This window comes from Citrobacter portucalensis (assembly GCF_002042885.1).
GTDB classification, from domain to species: domain Bacteria; phylum Pseudomonadota; class Gammaproteobacteria; order Enterobacterales; family Enterobacteriaceae; genus Citrobacter; species Citrobacter portucalensis.
Genome location: NZ_MVFY01000002.1, coordinates 265,080 through 280,338, shown reverse-complemented (window position 1 = coordinate 280,338; position 15,259 = coordinate 265,080). Strand labels below are relative to the sequence as shown.

11 protein-coding genes are annotated in these 15,259 nt (G+C 51.7%); 3 read left to right on the top strand and 8 right to left on the bottom strand.

Going from position 1 to position 15,259, the window contains the following annotated elements; translation table 11 throughout:
• Window positions 1–3: 3 nt before the first annotated feature.
• Window positions 4–1,539 (bottom strand): type I-E CRISPR-associated protein Cse1/CasA, encoded by a 1,536-nt coding sequence (casA, locus tag BZK40_RS04075; RefSeq protein WP_079934195.1) that lies wholly within the window; start codon window positions 1,537–1,539, stop codon window positions 4–6.
• 355 nt (window positions 1,540–1,894) lie between these two features.
• Between casA and BZK40_RS04070 the strand changes: the two genes are divergently transcribed.
• On the top strand, window positions 1,895–4,594 hold the full coding sequence (locus tag BZK40_RS04070; RefSeq protein ID WP_079934194.1) for a CRISPR-associated helicase/endonuclease Cas3: 2,700 nt from the start codon (window positions 1,895–1,897) through the stop codon (window positions 4,592–4,594).
• 44 nt (window positions 4,595–4,638) lie between these two features.
• On the opposite strand, the gene cysH is transcribed toward BZK40_RS04070, so the two are convergent.
• The 3 genes from cysH to cysJ form a co-directional block, all read right to left on the bottom strand.
• Window positions 4,639–5,373: a phosphoadenosine phosphosulfate reductase gene (cysH, locus tag BZK40_RS04065; protein WP_079934193.1), complete on the bottom strand. Its 735-nt coding sequence runs from the start codon at window positions 5,371–5,373 to the stop codon at window positions 4,639–4,641.
• Between the two features lie 83 nt (window positions 5,374–5,456).
• Window positions 5,457–7,169 carry an assimilatory sulfite reductase (NADPH) hemoprotein subunit gene (gene cysI, locus BZK40_RS04055; RefSeq protein WP_079934192.1) on the bottom strand — a complete coding sequence of 571 codons (1,713 nt, stop codon included), beginning with the start codon at window positions 7,167–7,169 and terminating at the stop codon, window positions 5,457–5,459.
• Entirely contained in the window at window positions 7,169–8,968 is a 1,800-nt protein-coding gene (gene cysJ / locus BZK40_RS04050) for an NADPH-dependent assimilatory sulfite reductase flavoprotein subunit (protein ID WP_079934191.1), read from the bottom strand. Before cysJ ends, cysI begins: the two co-directional genes overlap by 1 nt.
• 430 nt (window positions 8,969–9,398) lie before the next feature.
• Between cysJ and queD the strand changes: the two genes are divergently transcribed.
• Window positions 9,399–9,761 carry a 6-carboxytetrahydropterin synthase QueD gene (gene queD, locus BZK40_RS04045; RefSeq protein WP_003825707.1) on the top strand — a complete coding sequence of 121 codons (363 nt, stop codon included), beginning with the start codon at window positions 9,399–9,401 and terminating at the stop codon, window positions 9,759–9,761.
• 91 nt (window positions 9,762–9,852) lie between these two features.
• Here the strand turns inward: queD and queE are convergent, their stop codons facing one another.
• The 3 genes from queE to BZK40_RS04030 form a co-directional block, all read right to left on the bottom strand.
• Window positions 9,853–10,524 carry a 7-carboxy-7-deazaguanine synthase QueE gene (queE, locus tag BZK40_RS04040; RefSeq protein ID WP_003034139.1) on the bottom strand — a complete coding sequence of 224 codons (672 nt, stop codon included), beginning with the start codon at window positions 10,522–10,524 and terminating at the stop codon, window positions 9,853–9,855.
• A gap of 71 nt (window positions 10,525–10,595) precedes the next feature.
• Window positions 10,596–11,285 carry an N-acetylmannosamine-6-phosphate 2-epimerase gene (locus BZK40_RS04035; RefSeq protein ID WP_079934190.1) on the bottom strand — a complete coding sequence of 230 codons (690 nt, stop codon included), beginning with the start codon at window positions 11,283–11,285 and terminating at the stop codon, window positions 10,596–10,598.
• The gene (locus BZK40_RS04030; RefSeq protein ID WP_079934276.1) at window positions 11,285–12,841 is read right to left on the bottom strand and encodes a maltose/glucose-specific PTS transporter subunit IIC; all 1,557 of its coding nucleotides are present in this window, start codon (window positions 12,839–12,841) and stop codon (window positions 11,285–11,287) included. Before BZK40_RS04030 ends, BZK40_RS04035 begins: the two co-directional genes overlap by 1 nt.
• Before the next feature lie 165 nt (window positions 12,842–13,006).
• On the opposite strand from BZK40_RS04030, the gene BZK40_RS04025 reads away from it, so the two are divergent.
• Complete coding sequence (locus BZK40_RS04025; protein WP_048236682.1) at window positions 13,007–13,831, top strand: MurR/RpiR family transcriptional regulator; 825 nt, start codon at window positions 13,007–13,009, stop codon at window positions 13,829–13,831.
• Window positions 13,832–13,886: 55 nt separating this feature from the next.
• Here BZK40_RS04025 and eno read toward each other — a convergent pair whose 3' ends face one another.
• On the bottom strand, window positions 13,887–15,185 hold the full coding sequence (gene eno, locus BZK40_RS04020; protein ID WP_003034129.1) for a phosphopyruvate hydratase: 1,299 nt from the start codon (window positions 15,183–15,185) through the stop codon (window positions 13,887–13,889).
• Window positions 15,186–15,259: the final 74 nt, after the last annotated feature.

Sequence of the window (15,259 nt, the reverse complement as noted above, 5' to 3'; positions counted from 1 at the left end):
CGGTTATTCGACCAGCGCCAACACATCCTTGCGCGCTTTATGTTTACGATAGCTGCTGGCAAAATCCTGCCTGGCCGTCAGTTGGCGCAACAGGATATCGTCCGGGCAATCGGGGTTGGTCAGGGCATCACGGTCAAAAACGTGAAATAAATAACGCGCTAATTCCTGCTCCCACTGGCGAACTGCGCGGTGAGTCAGCGGATTTTGACGTAATGGGTCAGCAACCAGCGCCTCTTGCAGCACCCGAAAAGCAGGCTCGGTTTCCTGCCAAAAGGCGATATCCACCATACTGAAATCCATTTTGGCTTCTTTCGGCGTATCGAATTTGGCGCTCTTTAACGCGTTCCTTAACAACGACAGCGCCTCACTAGCCAGCACCAACACAATGTTAAGCGCAGCGAGAAATTGCTCTTCATGCGAAACGCTGATAAGCGGAATACGATGCTGATACCAGCAGCGGGCCTTGGCGTTATCCATATCCCAGGCAAAGCACCACAGGCTCATGTTATTCCTCTGACCAGCAGCAGAGACCACCTTCGCAGGCTGCATTTTGTTGAACTTATCCTCGCGATTGAGCATCAGCCCCAGCCAGTCTTTATAACTTAACCCGCCCGGCTGCCCTTTAAACGCCAGCCAGGGTGAGGAAGGATCTTTCAATGCCTGCCGATAGGGGGAGAAAGGATGCCGCCAGCTGTCGTACTGAACGCCATAATTTTTACTGCGCATTTGCAGTAACAGCGACTCATGATGTTCTCCGCACAAATCGCAGATACCTGCCATAGTCTGGGAGAAATCCAGCTCGATACGCCGCGGTATTCCCCAGTAAGCTTGCAACGGGTGGGCATTTTCCGGCGTCACCACATTTCCGGCATTTTCACTGGTTTTTGTCGGCGCAAGCCACGGGAAAATAAGGGGATACTGTGCGACGGTAGGCTTAGCCTCCTGCGGTAAGACGTTTAGCCAGAGTTTTTTCCAGAGTGGGTATTTATCTTCTTCCTGCGGTACCACCAGCGTGGTGAGCGGACCACCGCCGCGCATTCCGACCCGGTAGCCCGCCCCACCGGCAGGTGAATTGGCTTGAATCGCAAACAGCGCTATCGCCGCACAGTGCGGGCAAATTTGCTCCACATTGCCGCGTTTAACAAAATGATCTTTATTGAGCTTAAGCGTATTGCCGCCAGGCGCATCGACTAACAACCCGGCAATAGATCCATATTCGCTATCCAGAGGATCGAAACTTTGCAGGAAGGAGGGCTTTTGCTCGCCGAACTGTAGAGCCAGAGAGAGCGTTGTTAACGTCTTCTCCCATTGTTCGAATTCGATACCGTCATGCCAGATATCAGCCCATTCTTCTTTATCTTCCGGCGCGACGGTACATTGCAAAATACCAATCAGCATTTGCCATGCCGCCCCCTGAAAATCGGCCCGAGGGTATGCAAGATCCTGAATATTGTTATCCAGAAGTTCGCTTAATGATATTCTCTTTTTCTCGCCGCTTGAGAATATGACGGGAAGCCATTTCTCTCTGGTTAAATCCATAGAATTACTCCTGTAAGACTATTTCTCAAGCCAATTGAAATATTACCTACCCACAGGTAAGCTCCGTTCTGAGATTTCCATTTAATACTTCCATTGGAGTTATACTCCATTTTTTCAAAAACGAAAACATAAATAAAAAGTAGATACAGTCTTAAATCATACAATGTATTTTTTATTATTATTTGTTATCTTTAATACGTTCCCTTAAGTTATGGGATAAACCGTAGATACAGTCTGAATAGCAAAACGTTCCCCGCGCCAGCGGGGGTAACCTCAGTTTTTCTCAAAAAACCCAATAAGTTACTTACTCTGTATTAAAATGGATGTCATTTATCTTCCTCCTTACAGTAAAAAGATGACGCAAATAGAAAACCTTGACTACCTCCGATATTGGGGGAAAACCAATAAATCAACTAAAAACATAATTAATAATTATCATTTATTGGCATACCATTGCCTCGATGTTGCCGCATGCGGGTATTACATAATTGAAAACAATATATTTGACTCTAAAGATATATTACAGAAATGCGGCATTACTGGCACGGATGCCGAAAACTGGTTAATCTGGTTTCTTGCCAGTCATGATATTGGAAAATTCGCCAGAGGATTTCAAAGATATGCAGAATTCCCCGACTCCCCTTTATTTCCTCCTGTTAGTGGGATTTCCGCATTTGAGAGACATGATTCCTTAGGATTCTATTTGTGGGGGAAATTATTTGAAGCGTGGTGTTCAGGTAGTAATGAAATTATCGCAGGCATTGAATCTGAAAACCGTGCCAGATTTGAAAGCCCCTTAAATACCTGGATGCTCATTAGCACCGGACATCATGGCATCCCACCGGAAACCATGAAGAACAGAAGTTCATTGGCATTCGCTGATGAAGATATTGTTGCAGCAACACATTATCTGGAAGCATTAAGTCAGTTATTCCCCTTTACGATCCCGCAGGAATGGAAGACTAAAGCAGGCAGAAAATGCTTAAAGCAACATAGCTGGTTTTTTGCAGGTCTCGTCACCCTCGCTGACTGGATGGGATCTGACGAAACGCAGTTCCCTCTGCTTAGCCAGCCTATGCCATTGGTCGATTATTGGCCTCTTGCTTGTGAAAAAGCGCAGCAGGCCATTCTTAAAATGCCCCCGTTATCGCAGCATAGCCATTATCAGAGCCACCAGGCATTATTTCCGTTCATTCATACGCTGACCCCACTGCAGGAGCGGGCAACCACATTAGATATCTCAGCCCCCGGCCCACAGTTGGTTATTCTGGAAGACGTTACCGGAGCCGGCAAAACAGAGGCTGCGCTGATCCTGACTCATCGTTTAATGTCAGCCAATAAAGGCCACGGTCTCTACGTTGGACTACCGACTATGGCCACTGCAAACGCCATGTATAAACGTCTGGCCGCGGCCTATCACGCGCTTTTTACCGATGATTCCAGACCCTCGCTAATTCTGGCGCACGGTGGGCGAGAAATGACTGACGCCTTCCGACAATCTATCTGGCAACCAGATGGAGATACGGCGAAAGATTATGCTCACAATGATGGTAACGCGAACAGTGAGTGCCACGCATGGTTTGCCGATTCACGCAAAAAAGCGCTGCTGGCAGAAGTTGGCGTCGGAACGCTTGATCAACTCTTAATGGCCGTCATGCCTTTTCGCCACCAGTCGCTCCGCCTGCTGGGAATGCGCGATAAAATTCTGTTGCTGGATGAGGTCCACGCCTACGATGGCTATATGGTGAAATTACTGGAAGGGCTATTGAGATTCCATGCCGCACAGGGGGGCAGCGCCATTATTCTGAGTGCGACGCTTCCTGCCGCCTTACGAGAGAAACTACTCCACGCATTCAATGACGGTGCCGATTTTACGGCTACTGAAACCAACGAGGATGCGGGCTACCCCTGGCTAAGCCATCTATCTTCCAGCGGTCTGCTGGAGCAATCGCTGGATACGCGCCCCGAGGTCCAACGTACCGTAACCATAAAATGGATACAGCAACGCCAGCAAGCGTTGGATATTATTTATCGTGTTGTGGCTGCCGGGCAGTGTGTTTGCTGGATTCGTAACACGGTGGATGATGCGCGAGACGTTTACCAGCAGTTACTTCACGAAGGAATGCTGCCAGAACAGGATCTGTTACTTTTCCACAGTCGCTTCGCTTTTACCGATCGTATTGATATTGAAAATAAAACGCTCAGTTGGTTCGGTAATAACGCTCCCGTTTCAGAACGACGGGGTAAAGTATTGATCGCCACGCAGGTCGTTGAACAGAGCCTCGATCTGGACTTTGACTGGATGATCTCCGATCTGGCCCCCATTGATTTATTGATCCAGCGCGCTGGTCGTCTGCAACGTCATATCCGCGATGCTGATGGGCAGCGTAAACCCACGTTGCCTGATGGTCGCCAGCTGCCGGTATTGCATATTCTGGTGCCGGAATGGCAGGAACAAGCTGAAGAGGGCTGGCTGGGGCAAGAAATAAAAGGAACCGGTTTTGTTTATGCCGATCATGCCTGTTTGTGGCGTACCCAGGCAGTGCTGCGCCAGCACGGAGAAATCCGTATGCCAGAAAACGCCAGAGCATTAGTGGATGGCGTCTACAAGCAGGAGATAGCTGCTCCGGCGGGCTTACAGACACTTTCCGATATTGCCTTCGGTAAAGTACTCAGCCAACGATCAGTTGCCGCACAAAATCTGTTACGTCACGATCTCGGTTATGATCGGGAAGCCAGCGATTTTTTATGGGACAAAGACAGAGAATTTTCGACTCGCCTGGGCGAAGAGAGCGTGGATGTTTACCTCGCATGGCAAAATGAGGAGGGTGAGTTTCATCCCATCGTCGATGAAGGCGATTTCCGATGGGAAATGAGCCGGTTATCAGTACGCCTGTCGTGGTGGCGTAAACAATCAGGCGACTTTTTACTCCCCAGCGATGAACAGCTTGAGCTGTTCCGTAAGAAACAACACCGCCCGACAGCACAGGTGATTCTGGTATCGCCAGAAGGTGAAGCGGGTTATTACAATAAACGGACAGGCCTCGGAAGATAATGACGGGCCAACATTTGTTCAATACTGGCCCATCATGGGTTAATTTACCCTTCGTGCAGTCCGCACTCACGCTTCAATCCGAAGAAGCGCGTCTCTTCTTCCGCCATACCCGGCTCCCATTTGCGGGTGGTGTGGGTATCGCCTACCGACAGATAGCCCTGATCCCACAACGGATGGTATTTCAAACCGTGTTTTTGCAGATACTGGTAAACCGTACGGTTATCCCAGTCGATGATCGGCAGAACTTTAAACACGCCACGCTGGATAGCCAGCACCGGCAAATGCGCACGACTACCCGATTGCTCACGGCGCAGACCGGCAAACCAGGTTTGCGCGTTCAGCTCATGCAGCGCCCGGTTCATCGGCTCGACTTTGTTGATGTCATTGTATTTTTCAATGCCTTCAACGCCCTGCTCCCACAGTTTGCCGTAGCGCGCTTCTTGCCAGGCCGCACTTTCCTTTGCCCGGTAGACTTGCAGATTAAGCTTAAGCTTGTCCGTTAACTCATCAATAAACTGATAGGTTTCCGGGAACAGGTAGCCAGTATCGGTGAGGATCACCGGGATATCCGGGCAAACCTGATTTACCAGATGAAGGCTCACTGCCGCCTGGATACCAAAACTTGATGACAGTACATATTCACCAGGCAGGTTTTCCAGCGCCCACGCTACGCGATCCTCGGCGCTCAATTTTTCCAGTTGGTCGTTGGTTTGTGCCAACGCCATAACGCGTTCAACTTTCGGCAGTTCGTTCAACGCGTTGAGATCGAGTTTGGACATAAGTTCCTCACTGTTTGCCTTGCCTGATGGCGCTGCGCTTATCAGGCCTACCGATTCAGCAGACCCGATAAGTCAATTTCACATTATTCCCAGAAATCCCGGGCGGGATCGAGCACCGGGCGAATAATGCCCGCACGCACCGTAAAGTCACCGAAGCCTTCACCCGCTTCGCGCTCTTTCGCCCAGCGCCCAATCAGTTCATCCAGCGATGCCAGAATTTCCGGCTCGGTGATGTTCTCTTTAAACATCCGGGGAATGCGGGTTCCGATACGGTTGCCCCCTAAATGGAGGTTATAACGCCCGGGTGCTTTACCCACCAGACCAACTTCCGCCAGCATCGCGCGGCCGCAGCCGTTAGGGCAGCCGGTCACACGCATGACAATGTTTTCATCACTCAGGCAGTGCTTCGCCATCAGAGTGTCGATGTTGTCGATAAACATTGGCAGGAAGCGCTCAGCTTCCGCCATCGCCAGCGGACAGGTCGGGAACGAGACGCAGGCCATCGAGTTTTCACGCTGCGGAGTGACCGCGTTCATTAAGCCACTCTTCTGCGCAATCTTCTCGATCTTCACCTTTTCACTCTCAGGAACACCGGCAATGATCAGGTTCTGGTTCGCGGTAATGCGGAACTCACCTTTGTGGATCTTCGCGATCTCAAGCAGACCGGTTTTCAGCGGTCGGCCCGGATAATCGAGGATACGGCCGTTTTCAATAAACAACGTCAGATGCCATTTATTGTCGATCCCTTTCACCCAGCCGATACGATCGCCGCGACCGGTAAACTCGTACGGACGGATCGGCTCAAACTTGATCCCCGCCCGGCGCTCAACCTCTTCCTTGAAGGTGTCGACGCCGACGCGCTCAAGGGTGTATTTGGTTTTGGCATTTTTACGGTCGGTACGGTTACCCCAGTCACGCTGCGTGGTCACCACAGCCTCCGCCACGGCCAGCGTATGCTCAAGCGGCAGATAACCAAACTCGCTTGCTGTGCGGGCGTAGGTTTTCTTGTTGCCGTGCTCAATCGACAAACCGCCGCCCACCAGCAGGTTAAAGCCCACCAGCTTGCCGTTTTCCGCAATCGCCACGAAGTTCATGTCGTTGGCGTGCAGATCGATGTCGTTTTGCGGTGGGATCACGACCGTGGTTTTAAACTTACGCGGCAGATAGGTTTGACCGAGGATCGGCTCTTCGTCGGTGGTCGCGACTTTTTCCTGATCAAGCCAGATCTCTGCATAGGCGCGGGTGCGCGGCAGCAGATGTTCGGAGATCTTTTTCGCCCACTCGTAGGCTTCCGCGTGCAGCTCAGATTCATACGGATTCGAGGTGCACAGCACGTTACGGTTCATATCGTTGGCGGTCGCCAGAGCGTCAAGCCCGACTGAATGCAGCATCTGGTGTACCGGCTTAACGTTCTTCTTCAGAATGCCGTGAAACTGGAAGGTCTGACGGTTGGTCAGACGAATGCTGCCGTAAATGGTGTTGTCATGGGCGAACTTATCGATCGCCTGCCACTGTTTGGTGGTGATCACCCCACCTGGCAGACGACAGCGCAGCAGCATCGCGTGACGCGGCTCCAGCTTTTGCTCGGCACGTTCGGCGCGGATATCGCGGTCGTCCTGCTGGTACATACCGTGAAAACGGATCAGCAGGAAGTTGTCGCCTTTAAACCCGCCGGTCAGGCCGTCGTTTAAATCTTCGGCAATGGTACCGCGCAGATAGTTGCTTTCCAGCTTCATACGCTCAGCGTCGGACAGTTTGCCTTCGACCACCAATGGTCCTGGATGTTTTTCGCTCATTAGTAGACATCTCGCTGATAACGGCGCTCAATGCGCAGCTCACTTAAAAATTCATCCGCCGCTTCGATATCCATACCACCGAATTCGGCAATCACTTCCAACAACGCCTGCTCAACGTCTTTCGCCATGCGATTGGCGTCGCCACAGACATAAATGTGCGCACCGTCGTTAATCCAGCGCCACAGTTCCGCGCCCTGTTGGCGCAGTTTATCTTGTACGTAGACTTTTTCTTTTTGATCGCGGGACCAGGCGAGATCGATACGGCTCAGTACGCCCTCTTTGACGTAACGCTGCCATTCCACCTGATACAGGAAATCTTCGGTAAAGTGTGGGTTACCAAAAAACAGCCAGTTTTTGCCTTCGGCTCCGTCAGCCGCACGTTGCTGCATGAATGCACGGAACGGCGCAATCCCCGTACCCGGTCCAATCATAATTACCGGCGTCTGCGGGTTCGCCGGCAGACGGAAGTTGTCGTTGTGTTCAATGAACACGCGAACTTCACCTTCTTCTTCCACGCGGTCGGCGAGGAAACTGGAAGCACCACCAGCACGGGCGCGACCTTCTATCTCATAACGCACCACGCCCAAGGTGACGTGCACTTCGCTTTCCACTTCCGCCTGGGAAGAAGCAATGGAGTACAAACGCGGCGTCAGCGGACGCAGAAGATCAACTAACGCCTGAGCATCCAGTTGTGCCGGAGAGAAGCGCACCATATCGACGATGGGCGTGGTTGCGGCGTAATGCTGCAACTGTGCTTTGTCACCCACTAACGGCAGCAAAGTTTCGCTGCGGGTTAAGGTGGCATAGTTTTCCACGATATTGCCGGTGTTAACCGTCAGCTCGAAATGCCACTGCAACGCTTCAGCGAGCGACAGGGTTTTTCCTTCAACCGTGACCGGCTCATCACCTTTCAGCCACAGCAGTTCAACCAGTTCTTTAACCAGAGCCGGGTCATTCTGATACCAGACGCCCAGCGCATCGCCCGGCTGATAACGCAGGCCGGAATCGCCTAAATCAATTTCAATATGGCGCACGTCTTTTTCAGAGTCGCGGCCGGTAATTTTCTGATTCACCGCAAGCGACGCCGTCAGCGGCGCTTCTTTGGTGTATGGGCTGGTGTGTACTTCATTTACTGCACCGCTCGCGGCAACTTGCACAGACGGTGCCGCAGGCGCACGCGCTTTCAGAACATCAACGAGGCGAGCACGCCACTGCGCGGCGGCGGCCTGGTATTCAACGTCGGCATCGACGCGATCGAGCAGACGTTCACCGCCCAGATCAGCCAGTTTCGCATCGAAGTCTTTTCCTGCCTGGCAGAAAAACTCATAAGAGGTATCGCCAAGACCAAACACGGCAAAAGCGGTGTTATCAAGCTTCGGCGCTTTTTTCGAGAACAAGAATTTATGCAACGCCACGGCTTCTTCCGCCGGTTCACCTTCCCCTTGCGTCGACGCCACCACGATCAGCAGTTTTTCATTGGCGATTTGTTTGAATTTATAGTCGCCAGCGTTGATGAGAGTGACGTTGAGCTTCGCGGCGATCAGATCATCGCGCAGGGCTTCCGCCACACGTCGCGCATTACCGGTTTGCGAGGCGGAGATAAGCGTAATGCCAGGCATTTCAGCGACAGGCGCAGGCGCCACCGCGTTGCTGCCAGGCTGCTGATTCAGCACGCCCCAAAAATAGCCAGAAACCCACGCAAGCTGTGCGGGAGTGAAATCGGTCGTGGCCGCCTGAAGGCGTGCCAGTTGCTCCGGGTTTAGCGGTAGCAAAGCGGAAGGTGGGGCCTGTGTCGTCATGCGTTGTCATGTTCCAGTAAGCAAAGCGGATTTCAGCAATAAAACCCAAACTGAAGATAAGGTTAACGGCGGGGATAGTAACAATTAAAGAAGGGATGGAAATAACAAATAACCAAATGGACTAACCTGTTTTAGTTATAGTTATTAACTGCAAAACAGATTATATAAGCATTTGATATACAAATGATTAATTAATATTGATCGTATGAATACGTAGCTTTAGTGCTGAGCATCCTTTTATACACTAAATAATTTAAGATGCATCGAGGCGGCAACTGAGCAAGTCCCCGGGAGCTTACATGAGTAAGTGACTGGGGCGAGCAAAGGCAGCCAACAAAGAAGCAGCTTAAAGAATGACGTGTATAAATAATGATAAAATTTGCTCTTTACGGTACCCTACCGCGGTTTTTCGCATTCTTGAGAGTAAAAAATGTCCACCACCTTGTTTAAAGATTTCACCTTCGAAGCCGCTCACCACCTGCCGCATGTACCGGAAGGGCATAAGTGTGGCCGCCTGCATGGTCACTCATTTATGGTGCGTCTTGAAATTACCGGTGAAGTCGATCCGCATACCGGTTGGATCATGGATTTTGCTGAGTTAAAAGCCGCGTTTAAGCCGACTTACGACAGACTCGATCACTACTATTTGAACGATATTCCTGGCTTAGAAAATCCAACCAGCGAAGTGCTGGCCAAATGGATTTGGGATCAGGTTAAACCTGTGGTCCCTCTGCTGAGTGCCGTAATGGTGAAAGAGACCTGCACAGCGGGCTGCGTATACCGCGGCGAGTGATTATAGGCTTGCCGGATGGCAATGCGTCTTATCCGGCCTGCAACGAGCAACAAACTCTGGCCGGGTAAGCGAAACGCCCCCGGCACAGTTATCAGGCAATATTCAGATACTTATGGGTCTGCATCGACAGACGCCAGTTACGCGCAATACAGGTATCAATGCACAAACGCGTCGCATCTTCTTTCTGGCTGATTGGCTGTAAGGCGATGATTCGCGGTTTGTCGTCACTCAACGTCGCCAGCAGTTCATCCAGCGCTTCAATATCGCGGACACGGCCAACCGGATGCTTGATTTCATTCGCGCGCTCCAGCGCCTGTGACAGCACATCATAGCCACCGCGCATATTCACCTTCGGCGATACGGTCACCCAGGTATTCGGCGTACAGCGTACTTCGTGCGTGCCGCTGGTCTCAATCTGGCAACTAAAGCCGTTCTTTTCCAGCAGGTCAGTCAGCGGCATCAGGTCATGAATGCAGGGCTCGCCACCGGTGATCACCACGTGACGGGCGGTATAGCCCTGACGCGAAATGACCGCCAGCAGATCTTCGCTGCTCGCAGCACCCCATTTATCGCTTTCTTTGGTCTTGGCCAGGATGCTGTACAGGGAGACTTCCCGATCCTCAAGCTTATCCCAGGTGTGTTTGGTATCGCACCAGGCACAGCCAACCGGGCATCCCTGTAAACGAATAAAAATGGCGGGGACGCCGGTAAAGTAACCCTCACCTTGCAGGGTCTGGAACATCTCGTTAATCGGGTACTGCATAGCGCTCTCAATATGGGGATAAACGATAATTATCGCAGATCCCCGCCAAAGTATCATGCCCCATCGATGCTTTACGAGGCGATCGCTGCGACAAAGCGTGCCGTTATCTGCTGCGGGCGCGTGATAGCCCCACCAACCACCACGGTATGGGCACCTAATGCCAGGCATCGTGCAGCACGTTCAGGAGTATCAACGTTCCCTTCCGCCACAACCGGTACGCTAACCGCAGCCAACACATCACGTAAAAAACCGCAGTCGTTTTCCGCCAGCACATGCCCGGCAGTATCAGCGGTATAGCCGTAGAGCGTAGTGCCCACACAGTCAAAACCCAGGCGCTCAGCGGTCACCGCTTCGTCTACGGTGGCAATATCCGCCATCAGCAGTACGGACGGATAGCGAGCGCGGATCTGCGTAACCAGTTCTTTCAGCGTTTGCCCACCGGGGCGCGGGCGCGCTGTCGCATCCAGAGCAATAATTTCCGGCTCAACGGTCATCAGTTCATCGACTTCCTGTAAAGTGGCCGTGATAAACACATCGCTACCCGGATAATCACGCTTGATAATCCCAATCACCGGCAGGGAGACGCTCTCTTTGATCGCGCGAATGTCCACCACGCTGTTCGCACGAATACCTACCGCACCGCCCTGCGCTGCCGCCAGCGCCATACGTGACATAATAAACGGGCTGTGCAGAGGCTCATTTTCCAGCGCCTGACAGGAAACAATTAATTTACCTTTCAGGGAATCCAGTACAGTTTTCATTACGATAAGATCTCTTCGACTTCGTTTTTAATGATGGTGACATGCGGGCCATAAATCACCTGAACCCCGTTGCCGCGAATAATTACGCCACGGGCCCCGGTCGCTTTCAGCGCCGCTTCATCGACCTTGCTGCTCTCTTTCACCGTCACGCGCAGGCGTGTGGCACAACAATCCACCTCTTCCAGATTCTCTTTGCCTCCCAGCCCGGCGATCACTGCCGCTGCTCGCTCACTCTGCGGCAGGCCGGATTCAGTCGGCGCTGCGTTTTCACGACCAGGTGTCAACCAGTTAAAGCGGTTAATCAAATAGCGGAAGGTGAAGTAGTAAAGGAAGAACCACGGGATCCCCACCATGGGGACGTACATCCAGTTGGTTTTAGCTTCCCCCTGTAGCACGCCGAAAAGGAGGAAATCGATAAGCCCGCCCGAAAAGGTTTGCCCGATAGTGATATGTAAAATATGCGCGATCATAAACGCCAGACCATCGAAGAAGGCGTGAATGATGTATAACACGGGTGCGACAAACAGGAAGGAGAACTCGATAGGCTCAGTGATACCTGTCAGGAAAGAGGTCAGGGCTGCTGATAACAGCAGACCAGCGACAAGTTTTCTGTTCTCAGGCTTGGCGGTGTGGTACATCGCCAGACATGCGCCAAGCAGGCCAAACATCATGGTGATGAAGCGCCCGGACATAAAGCGCGAGGTGCCCGCATAGAACTGCTGCGTATTCGGATCGGCAAGTTGCGCGAAGAAAATACGCTGCGTACCTTCAACTAACTGGCCGTTGACGATTTCACTACCGCCAAGCGCCGTCGTCCAGAACGGCAAATAGAAGATATGGTGTAACCCCAGTGGGCCAAGCATACGCAGGATGAAGCCGTACAACAGCGTCCCCAGATAGCCTGTCGCATCCACCAGACCTCCCAGTCCAAAAATGAGTTTCTGGAAATGCGGCCAAACCACCGTCATGACCGCCCCCACGACAATCGCGGCGAGGGAGCTAATAATCGGTACAAAGCGCGAACCGCTGAAGAAACCAAGGAACTGAGGTAATGAGACTTTATTGAAACGGCTATGCAGCGCGCAGGTGACAAGCCCAATCACCACCCCACCGAACACACCCGTTTCCAGTGTCTGAATACCCAGCGTCATCCCCTGGCCTACGGCACCGGGATTCTCATGTGCCAGCGTTCCGTTGAGCGTCAATAAAGCGTTGATGGTGGCGTTCATCACCAGAAATGCCAGCAATGCCGCAAGCCCAGCGGTGCCTTTATCCGTTTTAGCCAGTCCTACTGCAACACCTACTGCAAAGAGCACCGACAGGTTGGCAAACACAATAGAACCTGCGCTGGTCATGATCGTGAAGATTGCCTGTAACCAGTCAACGTCCAAAAACGGATAAGCAGTCAATGTGTTTGGATTCGACAGCGCGCCGCCAATCCCTAACAACAGCCCCGCAGCGGGCAGTACCGCAATCGGCAGCATGAACGATTTGCCGAACCGCTGTGCCTTTTCGAACCATGCGCCCGATGAAGCGCCGCTAAACATTTGCATCATTTTTTCATCTCTCCGATTAATGATGAAAATTTTTACCATATTTAATATTAATAATGAAAATTTTCATCAAAATCCAGGAAGCCGATCATACTTTTTTAAAATGACTGGCATCTCTCCCCTGCTTTCCGCCACACTATCAACAGAGAAACGCATTAAGGATTTTGCATGTCAGAAAATGAAAACCTGCTGCTGAGATTGCGCCAGGGCGTTGACGGATATAGCCGAACACAGCAGAAGCTGGGAGAGTTTGTGCTCAGCGATCCGGCAAAAGTTGTCTACCTGACGATTACCGAACTGGCGCGTGAAAGCGACACCAGCGAGGCGAGCGTCACACGTCTGTGCCGCGCACTAGGGTGTAAGGGTTATAACGAATTCAAAATGGCGCTGGCACTCGATCTCCAGCAAGGACAGCCGGTAGAGCACAGCGGAGATGAGATTGACAATGTGGTCAATGAATCCGTACAAGCGCTGCAGGACACAGCAAAATTACTCGACAGGACATTACTGGAATCCGCCGCTTTGGCGCTGCATCAGGCCCAGTCGGTACAGATTTATGGCGTAGCGGCCAGCGCTATTCTGGGTGAGTATTTACATTACAAACTCCTGCGCCTCGGCAAACCTGCACAATTGTTCAGTGACATGCATCGTGCAGCCATGAACGCCACAACGCTTAACAAAGACACGCTGGTGGTAGCGATTTCCAGTTCAGGTTCGACGCGCGATCTACTGCATGTCGTTAAACTGGCGCGTAAGCAAGGCGTGCGCGTACTGGCGTTAAGTAATACGCCGCGCAGCCCGTTGGCTTCGCTGAGTGATATTCAACTGGTCGCAGCCAAACCAGAAGGTCCGTTGAGTGCTGGCGCGCTAAACGCCAAGGTGGGAGTGATGCTGTTGGTAGAACTACTGACTACGTCGCTGATTGCTCTGGATGAAAAGTACAGTAATGTGAGCCAGCAAACCGCCAGCGCGACCCTTCCTCTACTGCTTTAAGAGCATAAAAAAACCCGCCGCAGCGGGTTTTTACGTTAAGAGTTAAAGAACAGGATTACGCCTGACCTTTGATCTCTTTACGACCGTTGTACGGTGCTTGTTCACCCAGAGCTTCTTCGATACGAATCAGCTGGTTGTACTTAGCAACGCGGTCAGAACGGCTCATAGAACCAGTTTTGATCTGGCCTGCAGCAGTACCAACAGCCAGGTCAGCGATGGTAGCATCTTCAGTTTCGCCAGAACGGTGAGAGATGACAGCGGTGTAGCCAGCGTCTTTCGCCATTTTGATCGCAGCCAGAGTTTCGGTCAGAGAACCGATCTGGTTGAATTTGATCAGGATGGAGTTAACGATGCCTTTTTCGATGCCTTCTTTCAGGATCTTGGTGTTAGTTACGAACAGATCGTCACCAACCAGCTGGATTTTGTCACCCAGTACTTTAGTCTGGTATGCGAAACCGTCCCAGTCAGACTCGTCCAGACCATCTTCGATGGACACGATCGGGTACTGTTTGGTCAGTTCTTCCAGGAAGTGAGTGAATTCTTCGGAGGTGAATGCTTTGTTGCCTTCGCCAGCCAGAACGTATTTACCGTCTTTGTAGAATTCAGAAGCTGCACAGTCCATCGCCAGGGTGATATCTTTGCCCAGCTCGTAGCCAGCTGCTTTAACCGCTTCAGCGATTACAGCCAGAGCTTCAGCGTTGGAACCCAGGTTCGGCGCGTAGCCACCTTCGTCACCAACTGCAGTGTTCATACCTTTAGCTTTCAGAACTTTAGCCAGGTTGTGGAACACTTCAGAACCCATACGAACGGCTTCTTTCAGAGTCTTAGCGCCAACCGGCTGAATCATGAATTCCTGGATGTCGACGTTGTTGTCAGCGTGCTCACCACCGTTGATGATGTTCATCATCGGAACCGGCATGGAGTATTTACCCGGAGTACCGTTCAGTTCAGCGATGTGTGCATACAGCGGCAGGCCTTTAGCAGCAGCTGCTGCTTTGGCGTTCGCCAGGGACACAGCCAGGATGGCGTTTGCACCGAAGTTGGATTTGTTTTCAGTACCGTCCAGATCGATCATGATCTTGTCGATGCCAGCCTGATCTTTAGCATCTTTACCCAGCAGAGCCTGAGCAATTGGGCCGTTAACAGCTGCAACAGCTTTCAGTACGCCTTTACCCATGAAACGGGATTTGTCGCCATCGCGCAGTTCCAGTGCTTCGCGGGAACCAGTAGAAGCACCTGACGGAGCTGCTGCCATACCAACGAAACCACCTTCCAGGTGTACTTCGGCTTCAACAGTCGGGTTACCACGGGAGTCGATGATTTCACGACCGATGATTTTAACGATTTTGGACATTAGATTTTCCTCAGTACAAGTTAAACTAAAACTCCAGACAAACAATGCACCCTAATGGGTGCATTGCCGTTCTA